Below are 25,395 nucleotides of genomic sequence, written 5' to 3' on the forward strand. Positions count from 1 at the left end.
AAGCTGACTGGCAATAAAAAAGGGGAGCTAAGTAGCTCCCCTTTTTTGGTATCCGAAAACTTACATATTCGGATAGTTAGGACCGCCAGCGCCTTCAGGCACAACCCAGGTAATGTTCTGGGCGGGGTCTTTAATGTCACAGGTCTTACAGTGAACACAGTTCTGAGCATTGATCTGGAAGCGCTTGTCGCCACCTTCTTCTTCAACAATCTCGTAAACGCCAGCAGGGCAGTAGCGTTGGGCTGGCTCATTGTACAGAGGCAGGTTCTTCTCCAGAGGGATGGAAGCATCCTTCAGGGTCAGGTGACATGGCTGATCTTCTTCATGGTTGGTGTTCGACAGGAACACAGAAGACAGCTTGTCAAAGCTCAGCTTGCCATCTGGCTTAGGGTAGTTGATCGGTGCAAACTCTGAAGCAGGCTTCAGCTGTGCGTGATCAGCTACTGGGTCAGACAGAGTCCATGGCAGCTTACCGTTAAAGATATTGATATCGATAAAGGCGTAAGCAGAACCAATGATGTTGCCCCACTTGTGTTGTGCAGGACCGAAGTTACGCTGTGCGTACAGCTCTTCATAAGCCCAGGAGGCCTTGTAAGCGGTACCGAAGCTATCCAGGTCAGCATGAGCCTTATCGGCAGCCAGCGCTTCAACAACACACTCAGCGGCAACCATACCGGACTTCATCGCGGTGTGAGAGCCTTTAATCTTGGCGAAGTTCAGGGTACCGGCGTCATCACCGATCAGTAAGCCGCCAGGGAAGTGCATCTTAGGTTGAGACTGGATACCACCTTTGGTGATGGCTCGAGCACCGTAAGTTATACGCTCGCCGCCTTCCAGGTACTGCTTAACCACTGGGTGGTGCTTGTAGCGCTGGAACTCATCGAAAGGGCTCAGGTGTGGATTGCTGTAGGACAGATCGGTGATCAAGCCGCAAACAACCTGGTTGTCTTCGATGTGGTACAGGAAGCTACCACCGGCAGCGCCGTTTTCTTCCAGAGGCCAGCCAGCGGTGTGAACAACCAGGCCTTGCTGATGCTGCTCAGCTGGGATCTTCCAGATTTCTTTAATACCAATACCGTAGTGTTGTGGCTCAGCGTCAGCGTCCAGGTTGAACTTGCTGATCAGCTGCTTACCCAGGTGGCCGCGACAACCTTCGGCGAACAAGGTGTACTTACCGTGCAGCTCCATACCAGGCATGTAGGAGTCTTTCTGCTCGCCGTCCATGCCAATACCCATATCACCGGTAGCGATACCTTTAACGCTGCCGTCTTTGTTATAAACAACTTCTGCAGCGGCAAAGCCCGGGAAGATTTCTACACCCAGCGCTTCGGCTTGCTCGCCCAGCCAGCGGCACAGGTTACCCAGGCTGATAATGTAGTTGCCTTCGTTATGCATGGTCTTGGGTACGAACAGATTAGGCACCTTCATGGCCTTTTCTTCGTTACGCAGTACGTAGATGTCGTCGCCTTTCACTTCAGTGTTCAGCGGAGCACCTTTTTCTTTCCAGTCCGGGAAGAGTTCATTCAGCGCGCGGGGCTCGAATACAGCACCAGAAAGGATATGGGCGCCAACTTCTGAGCCTTTTTCTACAACAACAACGCTCAATTCTTCATTTAACTGACGAATACGACAGGCTGCTGCCAGGCCAGAAGGGCCAGCACCGACGATGACAACGTCGTATTCCATAAATTCTCTTTCCACAGTCTTCTCTCCTGGCTGTAGGGTGTACCGGGGCTAGAACCCCATTTGGGCTATATCACGGCGCGAGATTATATAGTTTCTTGTCTGTTATCACCAAGGGCAAAATTAACCAATTAACTGACTAAAGCGGGCAAAATCAAACACTTAGGGGGTGTTTTCGAGAACGCCTCTCATTTAAGGGGGTAAAAAACGCCTTATGCTTTACTGTGGTGCACGGCGTTCAAAGAATAACCAGAAGCCTGCAAATGGCCACAAAATATAAGCTTTTGGCAAAAAAACCATATCCTTTAGGTATTGATTTTAAAGGGGGAAACCGTCACCATACGGGCCGCTCAAAATGGCCTGAGAAATGTGTCCTTTATATTTGGGCCTGGCTTTCGAGCCATGGAAACGCCGTAAAAAACGCACGTCAGATGCAAATGCGGTATTTATCCTCAACAGATAAGCGAATGGGAAATCCATGAAGATTCTTGTTGCTGTAAAGCGCGTTGTTGACTACAACGTGAAAGTACGTCCCAAGTCGGACGGTACTGACGTTGATATTGCCAACGCAAAAATGTCCATCAACCCTTTCTGTGAAATTGCTGTAGAAGAAGCAGTTCGCCTGAAAGAGAAAGGTGTTGCTACCGAAATCATCGCCGTATCCATGGGCCCTAAGCAGGCTCAAGAGCAGATCCGTACTGCTATGGCACTGGGTGCTGACCGCGGCATCCTGGTTGAAACCGATGCTGAGCTGCAGCCTCTGGCTGTTGCCAAGTGCCTGAACGCACTGGTTGCAAAAGAAAGCCCAGATCTGATCATCATGGGCAAGCAGTCCATCGATGGCGACAACAACCAAACTGGTCAAATGCTGGGTGCCCTGGCTGGCCTGCCTCAAGGTACTTTTGCCTCTGAAGTGGTTGTTGAAGACGGTAAAGTTAACGTTACCCGTGAAATCGACGGCGGCCTGCAGACTGTTGGTCTGAACCTGCCTGCTATCGTTACCACCGACCTGCGTTTGAACGAGCCACGTTACGCGTCTCTGCCAAACATCATGAAAGCGAAGAAGAAGCCTCTGGACACTACTACTCCAGATGAGCTGGGCGTTGATGCCGCTCCTCGCGTTCAAACTCTGAAAGTTGAGCCACCTGCTGAGCGTCAAGCTGGCATCAAGGTTGCTGATGTAGCTGAACTGGTCGACAAACTGAAAAACGAGGCGAAGGTAATCTGATGAGCATTTTAGTAATTGCTGAACACGACAACGCCAGCCTCAACGCTGCTACCCTGAACACCATTGCTGCGGCAAAAGCTATCGGTGGCGACATCGATGTGCTGGTTGCTGGTAGCGACTGCGGTGGCGCTGCTGAAGCAGCCGCCAAAGCTGACGGCGTAGCTAAAGTTCTGTCTGCTGACAACGCTGCATACGCCAACCAACTGGCTGAGAATGTTGCTCAGCTGGTAGCTGATCTGGGCAAAAACTACACCCACATCCTGGCACCTGCGACTTCTAACGGTAAGAACATTGCTCCACGTGCTGCTGCACTGCTGGACGTTCAAGCTATCTCTGACATCATCGCTGTAGAAAGCGCTGACACCTTCAAGCGTCCTGTATACGCCGGTAACGTTATCGCTACCGTTCAAAGCTCTGACGCTATCAAGGTAATCACTGTTCGTGGTACTGCGTTCGACGCTGTTGCTGCTGAAGGTGGTTCTGCTGCTGTTGAATCTGTAGACGCTGCGACTGACGCTGGTATTTCCAGCTTCGTTGGCGAAGAAATCGCCAAGTCTGACCGTCCTGATCTGACTGCTGCTGGCATCGTTATCTCCGGTGGTCGTGGTATGCAGAACGGCGACAACTTCGAGATGCTGTACAAAGTAGCTGACAAGCTGGGCGCTGCCGTTGGTGCATCCCGTGCCGCTGTTGATGCTGGCTTCGTACCTAACGATATGCAGGTTGGTCAAACCGGTAAGATCGTTGCTCCTGATCTGTACGTTGCTGTTGGTATCTCCGGTGCTATCCAGCACTTGGCTGGTATGAAAGACAGTAAAGTGATCGTTGCGATCAACAAAGACGAAGAAGCACCTATCTTCCAGGTTGCTGACTACGGTCTGGTTGCTGATCTGTTCGACGCTGTACCAGAGCTGGAAGGCAAACTGTAATTCAGTTTGTTTTCTGCAAAAAAGCCGGCTATATGCCGGCTTTTTTATTATCTGCACTTTTCTTTTTAGCAGGTCATCATTGCCAATCCGGTATCTAACATCCGATTGGAAAACCCCCATTCATTGTCATACCAGGCTACAACCTTAACCAGGTTCTCATTGATCAGCGTTTGGTTTTTATCGAATACAGCCGAAGCTGGATGGTGATTGTAATCGATGGACACAAGCGGCAGCGCGCTGGTTTCCATTACGCCTCTTAAGCCTCCCTGAGAAGCTTCATCCATAGCATCATTGATGTCTTCCTTGCTGGCTGTTTTCGTTAACACGCATTGAAAATCGACAACGGATACGTTGATCGTGGGCACCCTGAATGCCATGCCCGTTAACTTGCCGTTGAGATTGGGTAGTACTTCGCCTACAGCAATAGCGGCGCCGGTCTTCGAGGGAATAATCGACTGGGTCGCAGCTCTTGCACGATAAAGATCCTGGGAGGCCTCATCGGTAAGCTGCTGATCGTTGGTGTAGGCATGGATAGTCGTCATCAAGCCGCGTTCAATACCAAAATGACTATCCAGCACCTTGGCAACCGGTGCCAAGCAGTTTGTGGTACACGAGGCATTGGAGATAATCTGCATGTCCGAAGTGAGTAGATGATGATTAACGCCATAAACAATAGTGGCGTCTACATTGGGGGCTGGGGCTGAAATAAGCACACGATGGGCGCCCGCATCAATATGTGCACGCGCTTTATCGCCATCGGTATAGCGTCCGGTACACTCAAATACCAAATCAATTTGATTCTTACGCCAGGGTAATTTTTTGGCTTCGGCGCAAGAGTAAAAGGCTATTTTCTGACCATCAATATGAAGCGCGTCTTTATGGTAGCTAACCTGATAAGGAAATATGCCGTGAACAGAGTCATAGCGGGTTAAATGCGCAAGTGTTTCGGGGCAGCCCAGGTCATTGATAGCACAGAGCTCAAAATGCTGACGAAAGTTTGATTCAAACAGGGCACGCAAAATATTTCGCCCAATGCGCCCAAAACCATTAATGGCTACACGAATAGTCATCGCTTAATCTCCCTGCAGAGCGAGGCCTTAACTTAAGTGTAGTAAAGAATGGTTGTGCAGAGATTTAGGCTGGGCTAGAAGAGGGCTAGAGGAGGGCCAGAGAGAAACAAAAAAGCAGAGCCTGGGCTCTGCTTTTGGTGGGCTGCTTAGCGAGAGGCTTAGGCTTCTTTTTCCTCTTCAGCCGTTTCACCTTCACCGGTTTCGGTGGTTTCAGCTTCGGTTTCCGCCTCAGCTTCAGCAACAAACAGTGGGGCAGCAACAGCGGCTTGGTCATCAGTGACAGCATCCATCACTTTATCCATGCCTTCTTCAACAGCCTTTTCAGCTTCTTCAGCGGCGTCCTCAACGGCTTGGTCAACAGCTTCTTCCGCAGCTTCGCCGGCGGCTGTAGCATCGGTTGGCAGGCCTGCTTCTTCAGCGGCAGCAGTAGCAGCCCCGGTAGCAGCTCCTACAACAGCTTCAGCGGTAGTTTCGGTCTCTGCTGCCTCAGGCGCTGGAGCAGCCTCGGCAGTAGCAGGCGCAGCTTCAGGGGCAACCTGAGCAGTTTCAGCAGTTTCTTGAGAGCAACCGGTCAGTAGTGTGGCAAGTAGGGCGGCAGAAGCCAGGGTAGGTAACACTTTCATGTGAACACTCCATCATTCTTATGGTTTTTATAGGCCGGTATACGGAGCAGGCTACATCCAGCAACCTGATTGGGGTGTCCTTTTTATGAACTCCGTTTATCGAGCTGCTGTCAATATACCGACAATTCACAATACTGCAACATAGGAATATGTCAACTGGTTCTGTTTTTAGGGAAGTTCTTGTGGGAAAAGGGTAGAATGGCCGCCTTTTTGAATCCGCGTGAGGTTTACGATCTGTGACAATCGAGCAGTTTGAAGAGTGGTCCCTGTATCTTGGGGTGGCAGCTTTAATCGGTTTTATGATTTTTATTGTATGGGATTTAGCCAAAAAATCCGAAGCCGGTAAGTTCGGCACCTTTATTCTGTTTCTGGCCCTGGGATTGGGGTTACTGGGCTTTTTGATTAAAACCGTGCTCGTCGAAACGATTAATAAGTAGCAGTAACCAGGTTACAGTTTATTCTTCGGTCATTTGGCGGAATTTTTTGCGCCGCTGCTCCGGGGGCAGTCCGCGTAACTCCTGACGCATGCGCTGACGCTGTTCAGGTGTCATCTGCTGCCAGCGATCGCGTAATTTACGGCGTTTTTCCGGTGGCAGCTTTTTAAAGTTCTTATGGGTTTTACGAAGCTGGCGCTGCTTGTGTTCAGGCAGTTGGCGAAAGCGCTCATAGCGCTGGCGAATATGGCTACGCTGCTCAGGCGACAGGGACTGCCAATGCTCCATGCGCTGACGTGCTTTTTGGCGCTGCTCCGGATTCATGTTATCCCAGCGATTGGCACCACGCTGTAACTGGCGGCGTTTGGCGGCGGGCAATTGATTCCAGTCAGCGGCAAAGGGTTTAAGAATTTCCTGCTGTCTCTGGGTTAGTTCATCCCAGTCTTTTTCAACCGCAGATTCAGCAAATAGCAGTGCAGGCCAGAGCAGCAATAGCAAGGCTAAACGGCGAAGCAGGGGGCGGGCATTAATGGGTTTCATATCAGTTACCTGCCTCCGTTGCTGAAGTCTGTTGGTCGGTTTGTTCATCGGTGGTATCCATATCATACCAATAGAGTGGCTCTTCGGCCTCCTGATCATTTATTTCCCAGCCACCCAGATAAATTAACAATTCCATGTCTGGCAAGGTTCCATTTTCCTGCTCCGTCTCATTGCCTTCTCCGGCAAAGCCTGCCTGGCTCAAAGAAAGGCTCGCCAGCAGGTTTAGGGCTGCAATACTTACCGGGCCAAATGTTTTAGCCATGCTCAATTTCTGCCAACCATTCGTAAAACTCTAAATCGTCATACAATTCCAGGTTGTTGTCGATAGCGATAGCCACATCACCCGTTGGCATGGCTGCGAGACTATCAACAGAAGATTGACTGGCTGGTGGTACCTGATTGACAAAGATCATTGCTACCAATAATGCAGCACACACACTACCACCAAAAGCCAGCCATTGTGGCATCGAAAAGAATGCCGTGGGTTGGGCTTGCTCCAGTGCTGCGTAACGGGCACGACTTAGTTTGCTGCGGGTAGCCATATCCATGGCATCCTCAGACTGACGCAATTGATCAGCCAGCTGAGCTGCGAAGGCCTCATCCTGTAAATGCTTGTCTGTCATGGCCACACCCCCTCTAACTGGGCACGTAATTGATGTATCGCTCTGGAATAGTGGGTTTTTACACTGCCTTCACTGCAATCCATTGCCATGGCAGTTTCTCGCGTACTTAGTCCCTCCCAACAACGTAACATAAAGGCCTGTTGCTGTCGGTTGGGAAGCGCTGCCAGGGCTACTTCGAGCTTTTCCAGGCGCTGCTCACTGGCCAACACTTCCTCACCAGTTTGATGCCTTGCCGGAATGGGTAAGCCTTCTTCAGCAAAATCCCTTTCTTCTGCAACTTCTAAAGAAGATTCCTGAGCGCTGGAAGGCAATAGCCATTGCTGAAAGCGCTTGATAACACCGCCGCGACGATGGTGATCAATGATACGATTATTCAGCACTCGATAGAACAGTGGCGCCCACTGATCAGCAGGCTTGTCACTATAACGCTTTACCAAATTGATCATGCTGTCCTGGACGATATCCAAAGCATCGTCGCCGTTGCCCACAGCAATCTCCGCCATGCGCAATGCACGGCGTTCCACGCTGGCCAGAAATTGATTCAGCGCTTGATTGTCTTGCAGGCTGTGCTCCTTATTGGCCAGTGCTGTGTCCATTAATGGGTAGGCAGTATCTGCGATCATGCCTGATTTCGCTTATCATGCTGGCGATCAAGGCGATTATCAATACGCTCACCTTTGTTATCCAGTTTTCTATCGATGCGCTCGCCTTTGCGATCAAGCTTTTGATCAATGCGATCACCCTTGCGATCCAGATGTTCCGCTTTACGATAGTTGCCATTTGCCGCTGCTCGCTCCGCCGCCCGATCAAGCTTTGCATCGATTCTGTCACCCTTACGATCAAGTCGCTCCTCGATACGGTCACCTTTGTTATCCAGGCGGTTCTCGATGCGATCACCTTTGTCGGCCGCCATAGTGTTGCTAGCAATACCCAAACCCAGAGCTAAGCTTAGTAATAGAACATTTTTCATTGTTATGCTTCCTTGTGAGTGGCTGTGTACCCTTAATAACGCCATGAGCTACAGATGGTTGACAAAAAACGCTAAACTCTTATAACTAGCTGATTCTTAAGGAACTTATCGCTTTCATATTTACCTCGCAGTAGAGTGAATACATATGAAAGTACAAGGAGCCCCCAGTGAAGACACAATTATTTGTGCCTAACTCCAAAGTCCAGAAAGACCGCGCCATCATGCGCGAAACCGATGAACGGCTGGCGAGGTACAGCCGGCGCGGCCTGGTGCTCAATCTTGCAGCCTATCTGCTGTGCGTCGCCATAGGTTATATGCAGGCCATAGCCCCCATGATGACAGTGGGCCTGACCGTCGGCTTACTGCTGCTTACCGCTCTGCGGGGTTACTACCTGTTTCGCTTTGAAAGCCTTTATGCCAGGGCTCCTGCACGTTGGCGTAACCAGTATTTTGTCGTCACCTTTTTGGGCGCTATCTGGTGGAGCGTTATCATGGTGAGCTTCACCGTGACACTTGGCATGGTGGGAGAAGTTCCCATACTCTGGCTGTACACGATTGTATTCTTTTCAACCACGGCCTACGGTTTTTCCCCTTACCGTATTTTCTGTCAGAGCTATCAAATCATTGCGTTATTGCCCGCAGCCATCAGTGCGCTTTGGGTCGGTGGGCTCGACGGATATATGTACGCCATCACGATGTTTGTCTTTTTGGGTTTGCTCAATGTGCAAACCAAAAGCATGAGCAACAATTATTGGGAGCGGTTAGAGTCAAACTTTGCCCTTAAACAAAAAGCCAAAGATCTGGAAGCCGAGAAGCGCGATAGCGAGGCCTCGGTTGAGTTAAATAATGAATTCCTGGCCAACCTTGGGCAGGAATTTAGAACTTCGCTTAATGACGTTCTCGGAGGTTTGGCGTTACTAAAAGACAGCAATTTGTCCGGTGCGCAGCTGGATTTATTACAGCTGACTGAAAAAGCCAGTTTGCGACAACTGGATCTGGTGACCAATGTGATGGATTTTGCGCGTATCGCCAACCATCAATTGGTACTTGATATCAGTGTCTTTAATTTGCGCCAGCAACTGGAAGACTGGATCTCCACCTTATCTGTCGAAGCGCACCAACAAAAGGTCGAGCTTGATTATGTCTTTGACGATGATCTACCGCAGCGAGTCAGAGGGGATGCGCAGCGGCTTGAGCAGATTTTCAGCAGCATGCTGGCCAATGCGCTGAAATTCTCTGAGCACGGACATGTATTGGTTGAGGCGCGATTTGAGCGCAAGGACGGCAAGCGTGGCGAGCTTAAGCTTACCGTAACCGACGAAGGCACCATTTCCAGCTCTGCTGTAAATGACAATCAGTTTGATGCCTTTGCCCACGTCGAAACGACCAAGCTGGGTTCAGGTCTATGGCTTGCCATTTGCCGGGGGCTGGTAGAGTGCATGGATGGCGATATGGGTATGATCGATGACCCAGAGCTTGGCCATAAGTTATGGTTGACGCTAGATCTTGAGATTGCCAATAACCAACCGGCATCCATCAATCACAATCCCAGATTAAACTCCCGACGCATTTTATTGCTCGAGTCCAATCCGGTTGGCGATAAAAATATCACTGATGCCCTTGATACATGGGGGGTAGCGGTGGAGCTGGCAGCAACCCCGGAAATTGCCCTGCAAAGACTGGATGCAGCTGTAGATACTGAGCATGCATTCGAAGCAATATTAATGTCTCCCATTGCCAGTAACTTTGCAGACACCAAGGCCAACACCGAAAGTATCCTGGATTTTTCTCAACAATTACGTGAAGACAAAATCCATGGCAAGTTAAAGCAGGTACTGTTGTGCTCACACCACGACAGTAAACTAAATCAGCAGCAAGAGCTGCATGGCAATCCAGGTGCTATTCGCTTGCTACATCGCCCGGTTATGCGTCAATCACTACACGACAATCTAACCACACTGTTGTTGGGTACCGATGAAGTGAAGGAAAAGGCCGAGCACGAGCACGATCACAATCTGGGAACGGGGCGTACGGTGTTACTGGTTGAAGATCATCGCGTCAACCAAATGGTCGCCGAAGGTATGCTGAAAAAGCTTGGCTACAGGGTCAAGCTTGCTGTCAATGGGCGTGAGGCGTTAACGCAATTCGATGAGGATGACGTCGACCTGATTTTAATGGATTGCCAAATGCCGGAGATGGATGGCTTTGAGGCAACCCGTGAAATCAGATCCAGAGAGCAGAGTAGAACAACAGAAGAGCGTGTACCGATTTTAGCCATGACTGCACACGCCGCCGAGGGAGATGAAGCTCTCTGCCTGGCGGCAGGTATGGACGATTATCTGGTTAAACCGGTGCGCTATGATCAGCTTGAGGCACGCCTCAAGCGCTGGTTAGGCGCCTGAAACTTACCTCTACACGCTGAGCTTATTCAAACGAAGCCCAAATAGGGGCGTGGTCAGACGGTTTTTCCATGCCTCGTACTTCGTAGTCAATACCCGCATCTTTACAGCGCTTGGCAAGAGATTCCGTTGCCAGCACCATATCGATGCGCAGACCACGTTTTGGCTCTCTTTCAAAGCCGCGACTGCGGTAATCAAACCAGGAGAAGTGCTCGTTGGAATCAGGGTGCTTTTCTCTGAAGGTATCTGTTAGCCCCCAAGACAGTAACGTCTCCATCCACTCGCGCTCTTCAGGCAAGAAACTGCATTTACCTGTGCGTAGCCAGCGCTTGCGGTTATCTTCGCCGATACCAATATCCAGATCCGTATGGGATATATTCATATCACCCATAACAATCACATCCTCATCGGCACTGCAGTGATTGGCAAGATACTCATTCAGATCTTCATAATATTTGGCTTTATTGGGAAACTTGGTTGGGTGATCCCGGTTTTCCCCTTGCGGAAAATAACCGTTGATCAGTGTTATTTCGCCACCCAGTGGTGATTCACAGCGGGCGGCGACAAAACGGCGCTGAGCATCTTCTGCCTCACCGGGAAAGCCACACTGGCTTTCAATGATTTTATGCTTGCTGAGCAGGGCAACTCCGTAATGGGTTTTCTGACCATAATAGACAACGTCATAACCCATGGCTTTTATATCATCGACAGGAAACTGCTCATCTGTGACCTTGGTTTCCTGCAGGCCGATAAAATCCGGCAGCTGAGCGTCCGTGAGTGCCTGCAGCTGGTGTAGGCGCATCCGCACGCTGTTCACATTAAAAGAAATTACTTTCATGATTTTCCCCAAAAATCCCAACACTAAAAATACTTGGCATAAAAAAGGGCTGTGCAAAGCACAACCCTTTATACATGGTTAACTGTATCAGTTAGAAGTTAGCAACCTGTTGAGACTTACGCTGGTTCATCAGCTTCATATAGTCCAGCAGGATATAGCCAGTTTCTTGCAGCAGGGCATCATTATCAACATCAATGGTATCCTGACTTTGGCTGGCTTGCTGCTCTTCCTCTTTTTCAGAGTCTGATTTAAAGGCTTCGATATCAGCAAAGGGTTCCTGGCCTTTGCCGGTGCGGCGCTTGTTAATCAGCTCTAGATTTTTATCTTCAATGGCCTTTTGTTCTGCAAGGCGTGCATTTTCATTTAAAGATATCTCTGACTTATCTTTAATGCTGGCAAGATTAGCTACTTGATCAACCAGATAAATCAGGTCCGGATCGGAAGATGCGCGCTCTTCGTGGCGACGTGTCAGCTCTGAAATAAGCCCGGTAAAATCGAAATACTTTTCGTGAGGCACTTCATGAATCTTGTCCCAGGGCAGGGCGTTATCATAGGTGCTTTCACCCACATCTTCAGGATCTACCAATGAAGGTAGAGCAATATCAGGAACAACGCCGCGGTGCTGTGTGCTGTCACCAGAAACGCGATAGAACTTGGACTCGGTAATTTTCAGCTCACCCTCGTAGACAGGTGTTAGAGACTGAACAGTGCCTTTACCAAATGATTGCGAACCAATAACCAGGCCGCGCTGATAATCCTGGATGGCGCCAGCAAAAATCTCAGATGCTGAAGCGCTCAGGCGATTAATCAGTACAACCATTGGGCCACGATAGAGTGCAGGCTTACGCGAACGGCTGTGACGTGAAATAGGCTGGTTGGCCTGACGAATTTGAACCACAGGGCCGGGATCAATAAACAGATCAGTCAGAGTGGTAGCTTCCTGGAGTGAGCCGCCGCCATTGTTACGCAGATCAAGAATCAGGCCGTCAATACCTTCCTGATCCAGTTCTGCCAACAGTTTATATACATCACGGGTGGTACTCTTAAAGTCGGCGTCACCACGACGGTAGGCTTCAAAGTCGATATAAAATGCGGGCACGTGAATGACCCCGATTTTAAACAATTCGCTGCCATCAGTGAGTTCGATAACGGCCTTCTTGGCTGCTTGCTCTTCAAGCTTTACCTTGCCGCGATTAATGCGAATGGTTTTGTTAACACTGTCGTCAACGGCATCTGCAGGAATAACGGAAAGGCGCACGACAGTATTTTTAGGGCCACGGATCAAGTCAACAACTTCATCAAGGCGCCAGCCAACGACATCCACCAGTTCACCGTCATCGCCCTGACCAACCGCCACAATTTTATCGGCAGGTTTTAGTTCGCCTTGCTTATCAGCAGGGCCAGCGGTGATAAGACGAACAACTTTGGTGTGCTCATCTTCACTTTGCAACACAGCGCCAATGCCCTCTAAAGACAGCGACATGCTGATGTTGAAGTTTTCACGGGTGCGAGGAGAAAGGTAATTGGTGTGAGGGTCGTAGAGCATGGTTAATGCATTGATCAGCGCCTCGAAAATATCTTCAGAATCTTGCTGCTGTAGACGCTTTAATTGATTGCCGTAACGACGATGCAGGGTTTCTTTTGCTTCCGCCTGTGTTTTGCCTGCCAGCTTTAGACTTAACACATTGGACTTCAGACGTTTACGCCAGAGTTCATCGGCGGCTTTTTGATCTTGTTGCCAGCTCAACTGCTCTGGATCAATACTAAGGCTTTCGTCTTTAGTAAAGTCAAAAAGGAATTTCTCGTCTTCAAGCTTGCTAATAATCCATTCAAGCCGGCTTTCGGCACGCTGGTTATAGCGAGAAAATATTTTGAAACCGGATTCCAGATTGCCACGGCGCAACAGATCATCCATTTGGGTTCGCAGCGCGGAGAACTCATCGATATCAGTTTGCAGTAGGTAACTTTTAGTTGGATCAAGACTGTCCAGCAGCTGATCGAAATACTGAACGGAAAGTTCATCATCGAGAGGGAGATTTCGATAATGACGAGTGGTCAATTTATCGACAATCTCAACGGTGGTTTTGCTCTGATTATCGCTAAATGCGTAATTATTGGCACTCCATGCCGAACTACTTGTAAGCCATAAAAAACTGATAATGGCCAGGGCTACACTAGGGACTAGGCGACCCGTTCTAAAAATACTACTTTGTAATGCCAAAATTCGCATAAAAAAGCTTCCATTTGCTTGAACCTGCAGATACGAGCTGACTATAGCATAGAATCTGACTGGCTTTGGAGCTTAAATGAAAGCCTGAATCCAGGCCTGTGATGACCTTGGTATTTTGTCTTATTTTGCACTCTGCAGTGGTGCTAAGAGCAGGTCAAAATCCTTAGGCGCTACGTATTGCAAGCGGTCTTTTGCGTCGCTGTTAAGGACAATGTCCAGGCCCTGCTCGGGGTACAGGTAATGGGTCTCTGTCTCTGATGCTTTTACAACCTGGGAGGGCTTGCCAAATCGGCTCTCAACAATCTCTTGATTCAAACGGGCACCAGGTATAAAACTGACGCTACGAACAATCAATCCCTGCGCTCTGTGTAAGTCTTCTTCACTTAAGAGGAACTTGCGTGAACCGCTGGCCATATACTCTTTATGGTCTGCTCGCTCTTTCATAGCCAATAACAAATCGTCTTCAGCCCTAAAGCCAACAATCAGCTTGGCGCTTAAAGGGCCGCTTTGGTAGTGGGCGGCATAGAGCTCAAGTGCGCTGTTATCTTCTTGATCGCTGATGATCGCTATTTCGTGGTCGACACCCAGTAAGGTCGCGGTTTCACTGAGGGTGCTCTGACCAATATCGATACCAAACACCTGCGAATAACCAGTACCGGACAGGGTAATCTCCCAGGGTAGACTGGTATTCTCGTTGGCCAAATGTTGTGCACGGGGTTTCAATCCCACGTAGGCAGTGGCAATCAGAGCCACAAAAGCGATCGTCAACAGCAGTTTGTTCATAAATCGGTAAGCTTATCGTTTAGGTTTCTTGGGGAAAGGGGGCTTGGCAGGCTTGTTTTTGCCAGATTTGGGGGCTTTGCCTTTGTTTTTTGGGTCTACCTCTTTAATACGTGTACCCTCGCGCTTACCGGCTTTAAAGCGCTCTTTACGTAGGCGATCAGCTTCCTGTTTGGCCTGTTTATCCGCTTCAAGCTGTGCCAATTCACGGATTATCATATCCGGGCTTTCAAGGCTGATACGTCCTAGCATTCCGGCACGTAAATCATTAATTAGGATTTCTGAGGCCTTATTGAGATCAACCCGGCCTCCGCCCTTAAGGCAACCACGACGGGCACCCAATACCTCAAGCAGTTCAACCTCTGTCGCTGGCAGGCTTTTAAGCTCAAAACGCTCCTTTAGCAGGTCCGGGTAGGCCTTGAGTAGATAGGGGGCGATAAAGAAGGCGACATCGTCATATTCCATGGCGGTATCACGTATGGCCCCTGAGGCGGCAAGGCGGTAGCTGCTATTGGCATTCTCCACCTTGGGCCACAAAATTCCCGGCGTATCGAATAACACGATACCGTCTTCAAGGTTGATACGCTGCTGAGCCTTGGTTACTGCAGGCTCATTGCCGGTTTTCGCAATAGGGCGTCCGGCCAGGGTGTTAATCAGCGTGGATTTACCGACATTGGGAATACCCACGATCAGGGTATTGATGGTTGAGAAGGTCTTATCCCGCGAAGGAAACATATTGCGACACAAGCGCAGCAACTGCTTGGTGTGGGCGGGATCTTCGGTGGTAATGGCCAGGGTTTTAACGTTGTTTTCCTGCTCGAGATGACGCTGCCAGGCCTCCGTCATCTCTGGATCGGCGAGATCGCTCTTGCTGAGTACTTTAATACACGGTTTATCACCCCGTAATTCAGCGATCATGGGGTTTTCACTGCTAAACGGGATACGTGCATCCAGTACTTCAATCAGCAGGTCAACCTTGGGCAGGATTTCCCGGATCTGCTTTTGGGCTTTGTGCATATGCCCGGGATACCAGTGAATGGCCATATATCGGTCTCTAGGGAGGTGAGAGTAAATGCGGGCTATTGTATCGGCCAAACCCGCGCTGTAAAGCCACTACTGGCGGAACTCGGTAGGGGATACCCCCTCCCAACGTCGAAATGCTGCAGAGAAGTTGCTTTGGTCACTGAAACCCAGGCTCAAGCTGATGTCGACAATAGAGCGGGTACTGTCAGCCAGGTACTCTTTGGCCAGTTGATGGCGGATTTCCTGCAGTAATTGGGCAAAGCTGGTGTCATTGGCAGCCAATTTACGCTGTAGCTGCCTAACACTCAGGTGCAGGGCGTCGGCAATATCTTGCTGTTTGGGCTCGCCGGACTGCAGTCGGTGTCGAATCTCGTTCTCCACATGTAGGACCACATTGTCGCGCTCAAGCTTTTGCAGGTAATCCAGAGCAACTGACTCTCCAGCACTGGCTAACGCTGGATTGGAGGTCTGGCGAACCTTATCCATAGCCTCCTTATGGATAACGACTCGATCATCCTTGGCCTCAAAATGCATGGGGCGACCATAAAAAGCTTTTCGATAGGGCGCCAGGTCTTCCGGCAGCTGACGGACAAAGTGCACTTCGGCCAGGTCTTCTTCATTTAACCGTGATACAAATGAGTGTAAAAAGGCATCCAGCGCTTCATCGGCAATGAGCGCTCGAATATCGGGCTCAATACTCCATATCAGGCTCCAGTCACCATTTGCCTGCTGCTCGAGGCGCATATCCGCAACATTGCTGACCAAACGGCTCAGCTTTACCAAGCGCTTAAGTGACTCATGAAGAGTTCCGCAGGCGTCAACGGCCATACCCATGGCATGAAAAGTCGTTGCCGAACGAAATGCGGGGACGCTCAGGCCAAAAGAGGGCTCATTGGTAGCCTTAACACAGACTTTCCAAAGGCGGGTCATATCCGACACAAGAAAGCGTGCGTCAGGATCAAGCGTTTGTTTGATATCTAATCCGGCTTCAGTAAACACTGCAGCCGGGTCTAAACCATGGTCCCTGAGTGACTCTGCTATAGCGCCAGCCCAGGAGGCCAGTGTGGTACTTCGTAATTCCATCTCTCTCACTTCTAAGCTTTGTTATTTACGTGACCCGGCAACCTTTTTTGTTAGATTTGTTGTTATCGGTTTGTCGGCACCGCTGTATGGCGTTTTGGCACCGGCTGGGTCAGGCAGCTCTTTAATAGTATGAACTCATTGCAGAACGAGTGCCTGCTTTGGTTCATTGGTTTTTAAATTAATGCGACCAGAGACTAGCACAATGGTCACGCTGAAAAAATACCTGTCGGCGAAGATGGCCTGTGCCATCGACTTAATCGCTCTGTAATTACAAAGATAACGTAAACAATAAAAACACCAATTAAGAGCATTAATCGGAGAGAAAGATGAGTAGAGAGTCGACCCTACAAAAATCTTCTATGGCGATTGCTGTAGGCCTTGCACTTCAGGGCCTGACGTCAACTGCCTGGGCTAACAATGACGCGCTTCTGCTGGAAGAAGTTATTGTTACCGCACAAAAACGTGAACAAAGTCTGCAAGACGTTCCTGTTTCTGTCAGTGTTGTAACCGGTGACGCCATTTCAGAAACTGGCATGACCAACCTGGACGAGCTGTCCACTCACGTACCTAACCTGTCTATTCAGGAAGGCTCACAGACAACTGCCATCACCATGCGTGGCCTGGGTTCCGGTATTAACCAGGGCTTTGAGCAATCTGTTGGTATGTTTATCGACGGCATCTATGCCGGTCGTGATCGTCAATTCCGTTCACCGTTCCTGGACGTTGCCGCGGTAGAAGTTCTGCGTGGCCCACAGGGCACCCTGTTTGGTAAAAACACCATTGCTGGTGCAATCAACCTGACCACTGCAAAACCTACTGATGAATTCGAAGCATCACTGCGCACTACCTATGAGCCAGAATATAACGAGTATTCTGTAGAAGGTATTGTGTCTGGTGGCATTACTGACAATCTGTATGGTCGTTTGGCCGTTAAGCAGGCTGAAGGTGATGGCTATATGGAAAACACCTTTACCGATCGTGACGAAGCCAGCAAGGTTGAAACCGTAGTACGTGGTACTTTGGTTTGGGAGCCTACGGATGAGTTGAGTGTTACCACTAAATATGAAACTGCTCGTTATGATGTTGGTGGTGAGAACAGTGCTATTGATACCAGCGGTGGCTGGGGTCAAATTTATGCCTTAACCGATCCTGCATATGACGAAGGTGACGAGTTCTCTCGTTCAACTGATAAAGAATTTTCTGATAACGATAATGAAAGCCTAACCGTTACAGTTGAATACGATATCGGCGAATATACGCTGACCTCTATTACGGGCTACTCTGCTTACGACTATAACGATCTGCAGGATGTAGATTTTGCCCCCATTGAATTGCTGGGGCTGCAACAAGAGCAGGACTTTGAGCAATGGAGTCAAGAGATTCGTTTGACTTCACCAATCGGTGAAAAGTTTGACTTCATTACTGGTTTGTATTTCCAAACGTCTGATCTAGAGCATCATAAGCGTCTGGATTCAGACTTAGGCGCTATCGTGCAAGGTGTTCCTTTTACAGGATCTATTAACGGTATTGATGTTCCTATCAACCCAGCAAACGTTGCAGATTTGTTAGAAGCCGCAACCTTCGTAAATACAGGCTCAGGAAACGTACCAACCAACAAAAGTGCCTCTATTATCGCCGCAGCTAACAATGGTGCGCGCTCTAGTCGTGTAAGTGACTTTGAGCAAGAATCAGAAACCTGGGCTATTTTCGGTCAAGGTACTTGGCATGTACGTGATGATGTTCATCTGACTTTAGGTTTACGTTGGACCAAAGAAACTAAAGAGGCTGATCGTCGTCTTTACATCACAGAATATGGTACTGAAAACCCTCTGCCAGTAACTGATCCAAACTATGCACTGTTAACAGCAATTCAGAATAATATCTTCAGTACGTTCGAACACGACATTGAAGATGAAAACACTGTTTATAACTTCTCTCCATCATTTAAGGCACAATACGACCTTAATGATGATGTGATGCTGTACGCTAGCGTGAGTAAAGCATTTAAGTCTGGCGGTTTTGATGAAGCTGGTACCACTGGAATTCTGGACGACTTTAGCTACGACGATGAAGAAGCGCTTTCATTTGAAGTTGGCGGTAAGATGTCTGTGCTTGATGGTCGTGGTAGTGTGAACTTTGCAGTTTTCCACACCAACTATGAGGACTTGCAGGTTAGTGCGTTCGTTGGCGATAAATACGTTGTAGGTAACGCGGCCGAAGCAACGTCTCAAGGCGTAGAAGTTGATGGTGTCTTCCGTCTGACCGAAGCCTTAACCATGACAGCCTCTATGGCGTATCTGGATGCTACCTACGACAAGTTTGATAACGCGTCTTGTACGTTGGCACAAATCCAGAGTTCAGGCGCTACTGCTAATGACTGTGCTCAGGATCTTAAAGGTGAAACCCTGGCCTTCGCTCCAGAATGGACAGCAAATATTGGCTTAAACCACGTCACCAGTTTAAGTGATGCACTGGAGTTGACCTCCATGCTGAATCTTAACTACACCGATGAGCAGTACTTGGCTCAAGACCTGGATGACCAAGCACTTGAAGAAAGCCATGTAACCGTTAACGGTCGTATTGCTCTTACTGATCTGGAAAATAACTGGGAACTGGCCCTGGTAGGTAAAAACCTGACTGACGAGGAAATTCGTACTTACTCGAATGACACGCCTCTGATGGACGGTGCCTTCTTCACCTACATGGCGCCACCACGCACCGTAGCCGTTCAGTTCACTCTGTCTTACTAAGACTTTAGTGAAACACTAAAAAACACAAGCTCAGAACTCTCGTTTTGGCGGGGCTAGTCCCCGCCTTTTTTCTGCCTTAATTCAGTACCTTATAGCCACGTCCTCTTAAGCAGCGTTTTACGACTTGCTGTTTTTCTCTACTGGCCTGACTGTAGCCTTTCACACCGCCCAATAATCCGCCAGCGCCTGCACCTTTCGCTGCTGTATCACTGTTGCCCCAAATAGCGCCCATAGCACCGCCAATCACAGCACCACCTGCCGCTTTGGTGCCAGCTTTCTGTGCGACTGAAATTTCATCCGCATAGGATTGGCACTCTTGCAGATCGTTATGATAAGCAGCCATGTTGACACCTTTTTTATCGATTATAATGCCGCCCGGTTGTGTATTTTGGTTCGCACAGGCTGCTAAGAGGCTTAACAACACCAACATACAAACAACTTGTAATGAGGTTAGTGACATAGAGGTGACCCTCCTGATTTTTGGTTTCTTCTATGACTAACGCAGCGATCAGCTTGTGGTTGACACAATAGTAGAGGAATAGGGCAGATGAGCCATTTAGTCGGTTTGGGTGATAGCAACTTTCGCCTGGCCATTTATATCGAAAATAGGCCGCCGCTGGACGAATACCAGAACCTAATGTCTCTGAGACCTATGCAGTCGGGAGAGATTAGTCATATCGCACAATCAACCGGTAACCACTGGCGCAAGATCTTTAATGTCTACGCCAAGTTGATAGATCAGCTATGGCCATCAGCATACAACAGCTGGCAGGACTACCGGGACCACAAGCTACTGCAAGCGGGTTCACAGCTAGCATTACTGTTTAGTAAGCCTGACATTTCAGTAGCAGGGCGGATTCATGTGATTGCCGGCAAAGGCTATGCGGCGAAATTAGGTTATGACATAGAAAAACTGAGCCAGCCCGTCGTAGAGGGCGGCAAAGACTTTGGCGTATCAGTTGATCAATCTTTGATCGTTATCCCTTATCTCGATTATCGCCAACTCTCAAACGCCAAGATTGACCTGTTGGTTGAATTGATCGGCCAATTAACGCCATCTGGACAATAATACCTTCTTCATCTAATTGATAATCATTCTTATAACATTTACTATCTGCCCACTTTTTTCAGTATCAGCAGATAAGCCCGTCTGCCCGCAAGGATAAGGATATAGGCATGTTAAATATGAAGCTTGGCGCCAAGCTTGTTGCCACAACCGGATTAACCCTGATTTCCGCCTCAGTATTGGCAACCACTGAAGCCAAGGTTGTTGAGCACTACACTGATATCGCTTATGCGGTATATGAAGATGCGCTGATTTCAGCGAAAAGCCTGCAAACCAGTATCAGCGCGTTAACTGCCAACCCCAGCGTCGAAGCACTGGAAAAGGCCAAAACCGACTGGAAAGCCGCGCGGGTACCGTACCAGCAATCTGAAGTATTTCGCTTTGGTAACGCCAATGTGGACGATTGGGAAGGGCAGTTAAACGCCTGGCCGCTGGACGAAGGTCTGATCGACTATGTTGACACATCCAGTTACGAATCCGAGCTGGGCAACGTAGGCGCATCCGCCAATATTATTGCCAACACCAGCCTGACACTGGGTAGCGAAACCCTGGATGTTAGTGAGATCACCCCGGAGCTGCTGGCTAGCCTAAATGAATTGGGCGGTTCAGAAGCGAACGTCGCTACTGGTTACCACGCCATTGAATTCCTGCTGTGGGGCCAGGATTTAAACGGCACCAATCCAGGTGCGGGCGAGCGCCCTTATACAGATTTTGCTAAAGGTGATGCCTGTACTGGAGGCAACTGTGAACGTCGTGCCGAATACCTGCAGGCCGCCGCACAATTACTTGTCAACGATCTCGAAGATATGGTGTCTCAATGGGCGCCTAATGCAGAAAACTACCGCCAGGAATTTATTTCGCTTCCTACACAGGATTCCTTAACCCGTATTATGTTTGGTATGGGCAGTTTGGCATTGGGTGAGTTAGCCGGTGAGCGTTTGAAAGTTTCGCTGGAAGCCAATTCTCCAGAAGATGAACACGACTGCTTTAGCGATAACACCCATTTCTCTCACTACTATAACGGCCTTGGCATCCGTAATATTTATCTGGGCCAATACGAGCGTATTAACGGTGAGAAAGTGCAGGGTCCAAGCTTGGCTCAACTGTTATCCGCCAAAGACGCTGAGCTGGACAAAAGCCTGCAAGCAAGCCTGAACCAATCGCAGGAAAAACTGCAGGCTCTGGTCGATAGTGCTGAGAATTCCGAAACGCCTGTTATGTTCGACCAGCTGATTGCTGAAGGTAATAGCGAAGGCGCAGCCATGATTACCGCGGCCATTGATGCCCTGGTAGAGGAAACCGAGCAACTGGAAAAAGCCGCTAAAGCCTTGGGTATCGATAACCTAAGTCCGGACAACGCAGATCACGACTTTTAATTCTCGTGCTCTCACGTAAAAAGTATTGTTTTGCAGCAGTAGTACTTTTTCTTAGTGCTACTGGCTGCATAGTTAAAACCGACTTTTCTCAAGCCAACAATTCCTCACCACAACCATCATTCACACATAAACTGGGTGGTGATGCCACGGTAAAAGCCAGCGGACACAGCGCATTTTCCCGGCCTTCTGCCAATATGCCATTACGCCAACGGTTGGACTTTAGTGTTGGCAACAGTTTTTTTCGTAACCCCTGGGTAATGTCCCCGGCAACAACTACCGCTCGCGATGGACTTGGCCCCTTATTTAATACCAATGGTTGTCAGAACTGCCATATTCGAGATGGAAGAGGGCATGCACCGGAATCACTTGATGATAATGCCGTATCACTCTTAGTCAGGTTAAGTATTGATAGCGACGACAAACTGGCTGTACACCAGGCGAAACATCATGAGCCCAACTACGGCGATCAACTGCAGGATTTTGCATTACCCGGTATTAAGCCTGAAGGTCGGGTCCGCATTCATTACAAGGAAACGTTAATTACGTTTACCGATGGCGAAAAGGTCACTCTTAGGCGACCGACAGTTTCTATTGATCAATTAGCCTACGGCCCACTGCATCCAAACACGCAGTTATCAGCTCGAATTGCACCCGCTATGATTGGCTTGGGTTTACTCGAAGCCATCCCGGAATCACGATTAAAACAACTTGCTGATCCCAAAGATGCTAACAGTGATGGTATTTCTGGAAAGTTAAATCGCGTATGGGATATACAGCAGCAAAAGTTAGTCGTTGGGCGCTTTGGCTGGAAAGCCGGGCAACCAACACTAGAGCAACAAAATGCTGCTGCATTTAATGGCGATATAGGTATTACCTCGACCTTGTTTCCCAATGAATCCTGCAGCCCCAAACAGCAGGAATGCCTGGCAATTCAGGAAAAAGAGATAGAAGTTAGCCCGCATATTTTGGGACAAGTGACCTTTTATACCCGCAATCTTGCCGTCCCAGCTCGAAGGAAGCCAACTGATCCGCAAATACTTCAGGGGCAGCAATTATTCCATCAAATAGGCTGCGCCTCCTGCCATACACCGCAACATACTACCGCAGAAGACTACCCCTTAGCCTGGCTGGCAGATCAAACCATTCATCCCTATAGCGATCTATTACTGCACGATATGGGAGATGCTTTGGCGGATAATAGCCGAGAGTTTGCCGCCAGTGGCCGTGAGTGGCGTACACCACCTTTATGGGGTATTGGTTTAACCAAGACGGTTAGCGGCCATGAAAGTTATCTGCACGATGGCAGAGCCCGAAACCTGCAGGAAGCCATTTTGTGGCATGGTGGTGAAGCTGATAAGTCCCGCAAACACTATAAAAGGCTGAGCAAAGAAGATCGGCAAGCCGTTTTGGCGTTTTTAAGGGATCTATAAACCAGGGGGCTGTAAACAAAGGGATCTGTAAACAAGCTATGTTAAACTACTACCCTTGATATCTAATAGCGCTGTAATCATTATGCTCCGCCAGAATTTAATAACAAAACTTGTTGCAGTAGCTGCTGCTTTTTTAATCAGCGCCTGTTCAACAAAAACACCAGAACAGGTCTTTTTGCAGCAAGTTACAGAACAGCAAATCATTCCAGGTTACCAGACATTTGCCAGCAATACACAACATCTGGCCAATAGCCTTAGCCTTTACTGTTCAGAAAATCTACAACAAGAGCAGTTTAAACAAGCCAAGCAGCAATGGCGTAACACCATGGATAGCTGGCAATCTATACAAGCTATTCAATTTGGTCCCATTCAAGAGAACAACCTGGGTTGGGAATTGCAGTTCTGGCCAGATAAAAAGAACCTGATTGCTAAAAAGAACAAAGGCCTCTTATTAGAGGATAGCGAACTGAGCGACGAGCGCCTGCAAAAAGCCAGTGTGGTAGTGCGTGGATTACCTTCACTCGAATTCCTTTTGTTCGATCCAAAAGCCTTAAGTTACGGTGACCAGCAGCGTCGATGTGATCTTATGCAGGGCATTGCCAAGCATTTGGTTAATGTAACCCATAAACTGCATCAACAATGGCAAACCGAACACGCCCAGTTGTTAATGAACCCAGGGACTGAAAACCCGCTATATCCAGAAGATAAACAAGCGATAGCCGTCGTACTGGATAGCTTCCTAAGCAGTGTTGAAGTCATCAAAGACCGCAAGCTGGGACAGGCATTGGGGCTAAAAGCTCGCAAGCAACACATTAATCCTTACTTGCTGGAATCCTGGCGCTCACAGCATTCACTGGAAAATATTCGCCACAACATTTCTGCGGTGAAAACGTTAATGGAAACCGGAGGGTTTAGTGCTTACCTGAATAGTCAGGGGCAACAAGCACTTAATCTAAAAATCACTCAGTCCCTGGAAACGGTTTACACCGATTTACATAAAACGGATAAAACCCTATTTATAAATTTAGGCGAGGGTGAAGCAGAACAATGGCAGGCGGTCGTCAAGCAACTTGGCCCATTGATTCAATTGCTTAAGCATGACTTACCCGCTGCATTAAATATTCAACTGGGTTTTAATAATAACGATGGTGACTAAAGGGTTTTCTCGCCGTCAATTACTGGTAGCGCTTGGCCTCACATCGGCAGGTGTTGCAGTGGGGATGAACTACCACGCCTTTGTAGGTAGTACCTCATCAGAAAATATAGACGGGGTTTTACTGTCTGCTTACAGCACCCCGGAAGGCAAACATTTTGTTGCTGGTTTAACCCCTATGGGTAAAAAGTTATTCGCTATCAATATTCCGCAGCGCGCCCACGACAGTTTATTTTTACCCGTTAGCCAGCAAGCTATTTTCTTTTCGCGTCGCCCTGGTAACACCCTGTATATCGTCAACGTCAATACAGGTGAGTTGCAGCACAAGATTGAGTGCCCAGCAGGGCGCCATTTCTATGGACACGGCTGTAACTCTACCGATGGCCGCTACCTGTTTACCACGGAAAATGCCTATACCCAACAGCCCGGAAAGTCACAGCAGGGCGTAATCGGCATTTACGATATTACCGATAATTTTCGTCGTGTAAGTGAAATCAGCAGTTATGGAATTGGTCCACACCAATTGGGCCAACTTAGTGACGGTAAAACACTAGTCGTCGCTAACGGCGGAATTCTTACCCATCCATTACGTGGACGGGAAAAACTAAACCTCGATACCATGCAGCCGTCATTGGCTTATATCGATAGCGGCAGTGGCGTATTGGTCGATCAGTTTTTCCCCGAGCACCACCAGCAGAGTATCCGTCATCTGGATATAGGTCCGGATGATACTGTGGTAGTCGGACTACAGTTCCAAGGAAGTAAAGAGCAAATCCTGCCTTTGGCCTATCGTCATAACGGCGAAGATAAACTGCAACCCTTACAGGCAGATACGGCAACCTGGCAGCAACATCAGCAATATATTGCAAGCGTCTGTATCGATAACAGCGGCCAACGCCTGGTCATAAGTTCTCCGCGAGGAGGTATTGCCAGCTGCTGGAACTTAACCAGTAATCGTTTGATAAGCATCAATAGTCAGCGCGATGGGGCAGGGGTAGCTTTTAATCCTACAGCCAATGCTTTTGTTCTTAGCAATGGCCAGGGGCAGCTAACCAGTTTGCAAGCGGATAACTACCAACGTCAGGCTGAACATAGTTACTTCTTTAAACAGCATATTTGGGATAACCATCTGCATTTGTATTCACCAGGCTGATAACCATACAAACC

At 48.7% G+C, this 25,395-nt stretch carries 24 protein-coding genes; 10 read left to right on the plus strand and 14 right to left on the minus strand.

Annotated elements, in window-relative coordinates:
* Positions 1 to 60 precede the first annotated feature (60 nt).
* Positions 61 to 1,686, minus strand: a complete 1,626-nt coding sequence (locus ACGHZ6_RS11790; protein WP_390619164.1) for an electron transfer flavoprotein-ubiquinone oxidoreductase — start codon at positions 1,684 to 1,686, stop codon at positions 61 to 63.
* A gap of 475 nt (positions 1,687 to 2,161) precedes the next feature.
* On the opposite strand from ACGHZ6_RS11790, the gene ACGHZ6_RS11795 reads away from it, so the two are divergent.
* A complete protein-coding gene (locus ACGHZ6_RS11795) occupies positions 2,162 to 2,911 on the plus strand; it encodes an electron transfer flavoprotein subunit beta/FixA family protein (protein ID WP_390619061.1) in 750 nt (249 codons plus the stop codon).
* Positions 2,911 to 3,840: an electron transfer flavoprotein subunit alpha/FixB family protein gene (locus tag ACGHZ6_RS11800; protein ID WP_390619062.1), complete on the plus strand. Its 930-nt coding sequence runs from the start codon at positions 2,911 to 2,913 to the stop codon at positions 3,838 to 3,840. Before ACGHZ6_RS11795 ends, ACGHZ6_RS11800 begins: the two co-directional genes overlap by 1 nt.
* A 65-nt stretch (positions 3,841 to 3,905) precedes the next feature.
* On the opposite strand, the gene gap is transcribed toward ACGHZ6_RS11800, so the two are convergent.
* Together gap and ACGHZ6_RS11810 are read right to left on the minus strand one after the other, a co-directional pair.
* Positions 3,906 to 4,910 carry a type I glyceraldehyde-3-phosphate dehydrogenase gene (gene gap / locus ACGHZ6_RS11805; RefSeq protein WP_390619063.1) on the minus strand — a complete coding sequence of 335 codons (1,005 nt, stop codon included), beginning with the start codon at positions 4,908 to 4,910 and terminating at the stop codon, positions 3,906 to 3,908.
* 158 nt (positions 4,911 to 5,068) lie between these two features.
* Positions 5,069 to 5,533 (minus strand): hypothetical protein, encoded by a 465-nt coding sequence (locus ACGHZ6_RS11810; RefSeq protein WP_390619064.1) that lies wholly within the window; start codon positions 5,531 to 5,533, stop codon positions 5,069 to 5,071.
* A 236-nt stretch (positions 5,534 to 5,769) separates the two neighbouring features.
* On the opposite strand from ACGHZ6_RS11810, the gene ACGHZ6_RS11815 reads away from it, so the two are divergent.
* Entirely contained in the window at positions 5,770 to 5,970 is a 201-nt protein-coding gene (locus tag ACGHZ6_RS11815) for a DUF2788 domain-containing protein (protein ID WP_390619065.1), read from the plus strand.
* A gap of 18 nt (positions 5,971 to 5,988) precedes the next feature.
* Here the strand turns inward: ACGHZ6_RS11815 and ACGHZ6_RS11820 are convergent, their stop codons facing one another.
* Genes ACGHZ6_RS11820 through ACGHZ6_RS11840 form a run of 5 tightly spaced genes read right to left on the minus strand, consistent with a single transcriptional unit; the run spans position 5,989 to position 8,100 of the window.
* Positions 5,989 to 6,507 (minus strand): DUF3106 domain-containing protein, encoded by a 519-nt coding sequence (locus ACGHZ6_RS11820; protein WP_390619066.1) that lies wholly within the window; start codon positions 6,505 to 6,507, stop codon positions 5,989 to 5,991.
* Position 6,508: 1 nt separating this feature from the next.
* Positions 6,509 to 6,769 carry a hypothetical protein gene (locus ACGHZ6_RS11825; protein ID WP_390619067.1) on the minus strand — a complete coding sequence of 87 codons (261 nt, stop codon included), beginning with the start codon at positions 6,767 to 6,769 and terminating at the stop codon, positions 6,509 to 6,511.
* The gene (locus ACGHZ6_RS11830) at positions 6,762 to 7,130 is read right to left on the minus strand and encodes a hypothetical protein (protein WP_390619068.1); all 369 of its coding nucleotides are present in this window, start codon (positions 7,128 to 7,130) and stop codon (positions 6,762 to 6,764) included. The genes ACGHZ6_RS11825 and ACGHZ6_RS11830 overlap by 8 nt, the downstream gene beginning before the upstream one ends.
* Complete coding sequence (locus ACGHZ6_RS11835) at positions 7,127 to 7,753, minus strand: RNA polymerase sigma factor (protein ID WP_390619069.1); 627 nt, start codon at positions 7,751 to 7,753, stop codon at positions 7,127 to 7,129. The genes ACGHZ6_RS11830 and ACGHZ6_RS11835 overlap by 4 nt, the downstream gene beginning before the upstream one ends.
* The gene (locus tag ACGHZ6_RS11840) at positions 7,750 to 8,100 is read right to left on the minus strand and encodes a hypothetical protein (protein ID WP_390619070.1); all 351 of its coding nucleotides are present in this window, start codon (positions 8,098 to 8,100) and stop codon (positions 7,750 to 7,752) included. Before ACGHZ6_RS11840 ends, ACGHZ6_RS11835 begins: the two co-directional genes overlap by 4 nt.
* Before the next feature lie 167 nt (positions 8,101 to 8,267).
* Here ACGHZ6_RS11840 and ACGHZ6_RS11845 point away from each other — a divergent pair, with 167 nt between their 5' ends.
* On the plus strand, positions 8,268 to 10,502 hold the full coding sequence (locus tag ACGHZ6_RS11845) for a response regulator (RefSeq protein ID WP_390619071.1): 2,235 nt from the start codon (positions 8,268 to 8,270) through the stop codon (positions 10,500 to 10,502).
* A gap of 22 nt (positions 10,503 to 10,524) precedes the next feature.
* Here the strand turns inward: ACGHZ6_RS11845 and xthA are convergent, their stop codons facing one another.
* The 5 genes from xthA to ACGHZ6_RS11870 all read right to left on the minus strand — a co-directional run bounded on the left by xthA (position 10,525) and on the right by ACGHZ6_RS11870 (position 16,453).
* Entirely contained in the window at positions 10,525 to 11,337 is an 813-nt protein-coding gene (xthA, locus tag ACGHZ6_RS11850; RefSeq protein WP_390619072.1) for an exodeoxyribonuclease III, read from the minus strand.
* Positions 11,338 to 11,428: 91 nt separating this feature from the next.
* Positions 11,429 to 13,567 carry a carboxy terminal-processing peptidase gene (locus ACGHZ6_RS11855; RefSeq protein WP_390619073.1) on the minus strand — a complete coding sequence of 713 codons (2,139 nt, stop codon included), beginning with the start codon at positions 13,565 to 13,567 and terminating at the stop codon, positions 11,429 to 11,431.
* Between the two features lie 120 nt (positions 13,568 to 13,687).
* Positions 13,688 to 14,350, minus strand: a complete 663-nt coding sequence (locus ACGHZ6_RS11860) for a hypothetical protein (RefSeq protein ID WP_390619074.1) — start codon at positions 14,348 to 14,350, stop codon at positions 13,688 to 13,690.
* Positions 14,351 to 14,362: 12 nt separating this feature from the next.
* Positions 14,363 to 15,391 carry a ribosome biogenesis GTPase YlqF gene (gene ylqF, locus ACGHZ6_RS11865; RefSeq protein WP_390619075.1) on the minus strand — a complete coding sequence of 343 codons (1,029 nt, stop codon included), beginning with the start codon at positions 15,389 to 15,391 and terminating at the stop codon, positions 14,363 to 14,365.
* 69 nt (positions 15,392 to 15,460) lie between these two features.
* Positions 15,461 to 16,453, minus strand: a complete 993-nt coding sequence (locus tag ACGHZ6_RS11870) for an AraC family transcriptional regulator (RefSeq protein WP_390619076.1) — start codon at positions 16,451 to 16,453, stop codon at positions 15,461 to 15,463.
* A gap of 326 nt (positions 16,454 to 16,779) precedes the next feature.
* On the opposite strand from ACGHZ6_RS11870, the gene ACGHZ6_RS11875 reads away from it, so the two are divergent.
* On the plus strand, positions 16,780 to 19,203 hold the full coding sequence (locus ACGHZ6_RS11875; protein ID WP_390619078.1) for a TonB-dependent receptor: 2,424 nt from the start codon (positions 16,780 to 16,782) through the stop codon (positions 19,201 to 19,203).
* Positions 19,204 to 19,279: 76 nt separating this feature from the next.
* Here the strand turns inward: ACGHZ6_RS11875 and ACGHZ6_RS11880 are convergent, their stop codons facing one another.
* Entirely contained in the window at positions 19,280 to 19,546 is a 267-nt protein-coding gene (locus ACGHZ6_RS11880; RefSeq protein ID WP_390619079.1) for a glycine zipper family protein, read from the minus strand.
* 204 nt (positions 19,547 to 19,750) lie between these two features.
* Between ACGHZ6_RS11880 and ACGHZ6_RS11885 the strand changes: the two genes are divergently transcribed.
* The 5 genes from ACGHZ6_RS11885 to ACGHZ6_RS11905 all read left to right on the plus strand — a co-directional run bounded on the left by ACGHZ6_RS11885 (position 19,751) and on the right by ACGHZ6_RS11905 (position 25,381).
* Positions 19,751 to 20,272, plus strand: a complete 522-nt coding sequence (locus tag ACGHZ6_RS11885) for a DUF6942 family protein (protein WP_390619080.1) — start codon at positions 19,751 to 19,753, stop codon at positions 20,270 to 20,272.
* Between the two features lie 107 nt (positions 20,273 to 20,379).
* Positions 20,380 to 21,645, plus strand: a complete 1,266-nt coding sequence (locus ACGHZ6_RS11890) for an imelysin family protein (RefSeq protein WP_390619081.1) — start codon at positions 20,380 to 20,382, stop codon at positions 21,643 to 21,645.
* A gap of 5 nt (positions 21,646 to 21,650) precedes the next feature.
* A complete protein-coding gene (locus ACGHZ6_RS11895; protein WP_390619082.1) occupies positions 21,651 to 23,075 on the plus strand; it encodes a di-heme oxidoredictase family protein in 1,425 nt (474 codons plus the stop codon).
* Between the two features lie 175 nt (positions 23,076 to 23,250).
* A complete protein-coding gene (locus ACGHZ6_RS11900; RefSeq protein WP_390619083.1) occupies positions 23,251 to 24,231 on the plus strand; it encodes an imelysin family protein in 981 nt (326 codons plus the stop codon).
* Entirely contained in the window at positions 24,221 to 25,381 is a 1,161-nt protein-coding gene (locus tag ACGHZ6_RS11905) for a DUF1513 domain-containing protein (protein WP_390619084.1), read from the plus strand. Before ACGHZ6_RS11900 ends, ACGHZ6_RS11905 begins: the two co-directional genes overlap by 11 nt.
* The last annotated feature ends 14 nt before the right edge of the window (positions 25,382 to 25,395 follow it).

The sequence above is a fragment of the Maricurvus nonylphenolicus genome (assembly GCF_042854845.1).
GTDB classification, from domain to species: domain Bacteria; phylum Pseudomonadota; class Gammaproteobacteria; order Pseudomonadales; family Cellvibrionaceae; genus Maricurvus; species Maricurvus nonylphenolicus.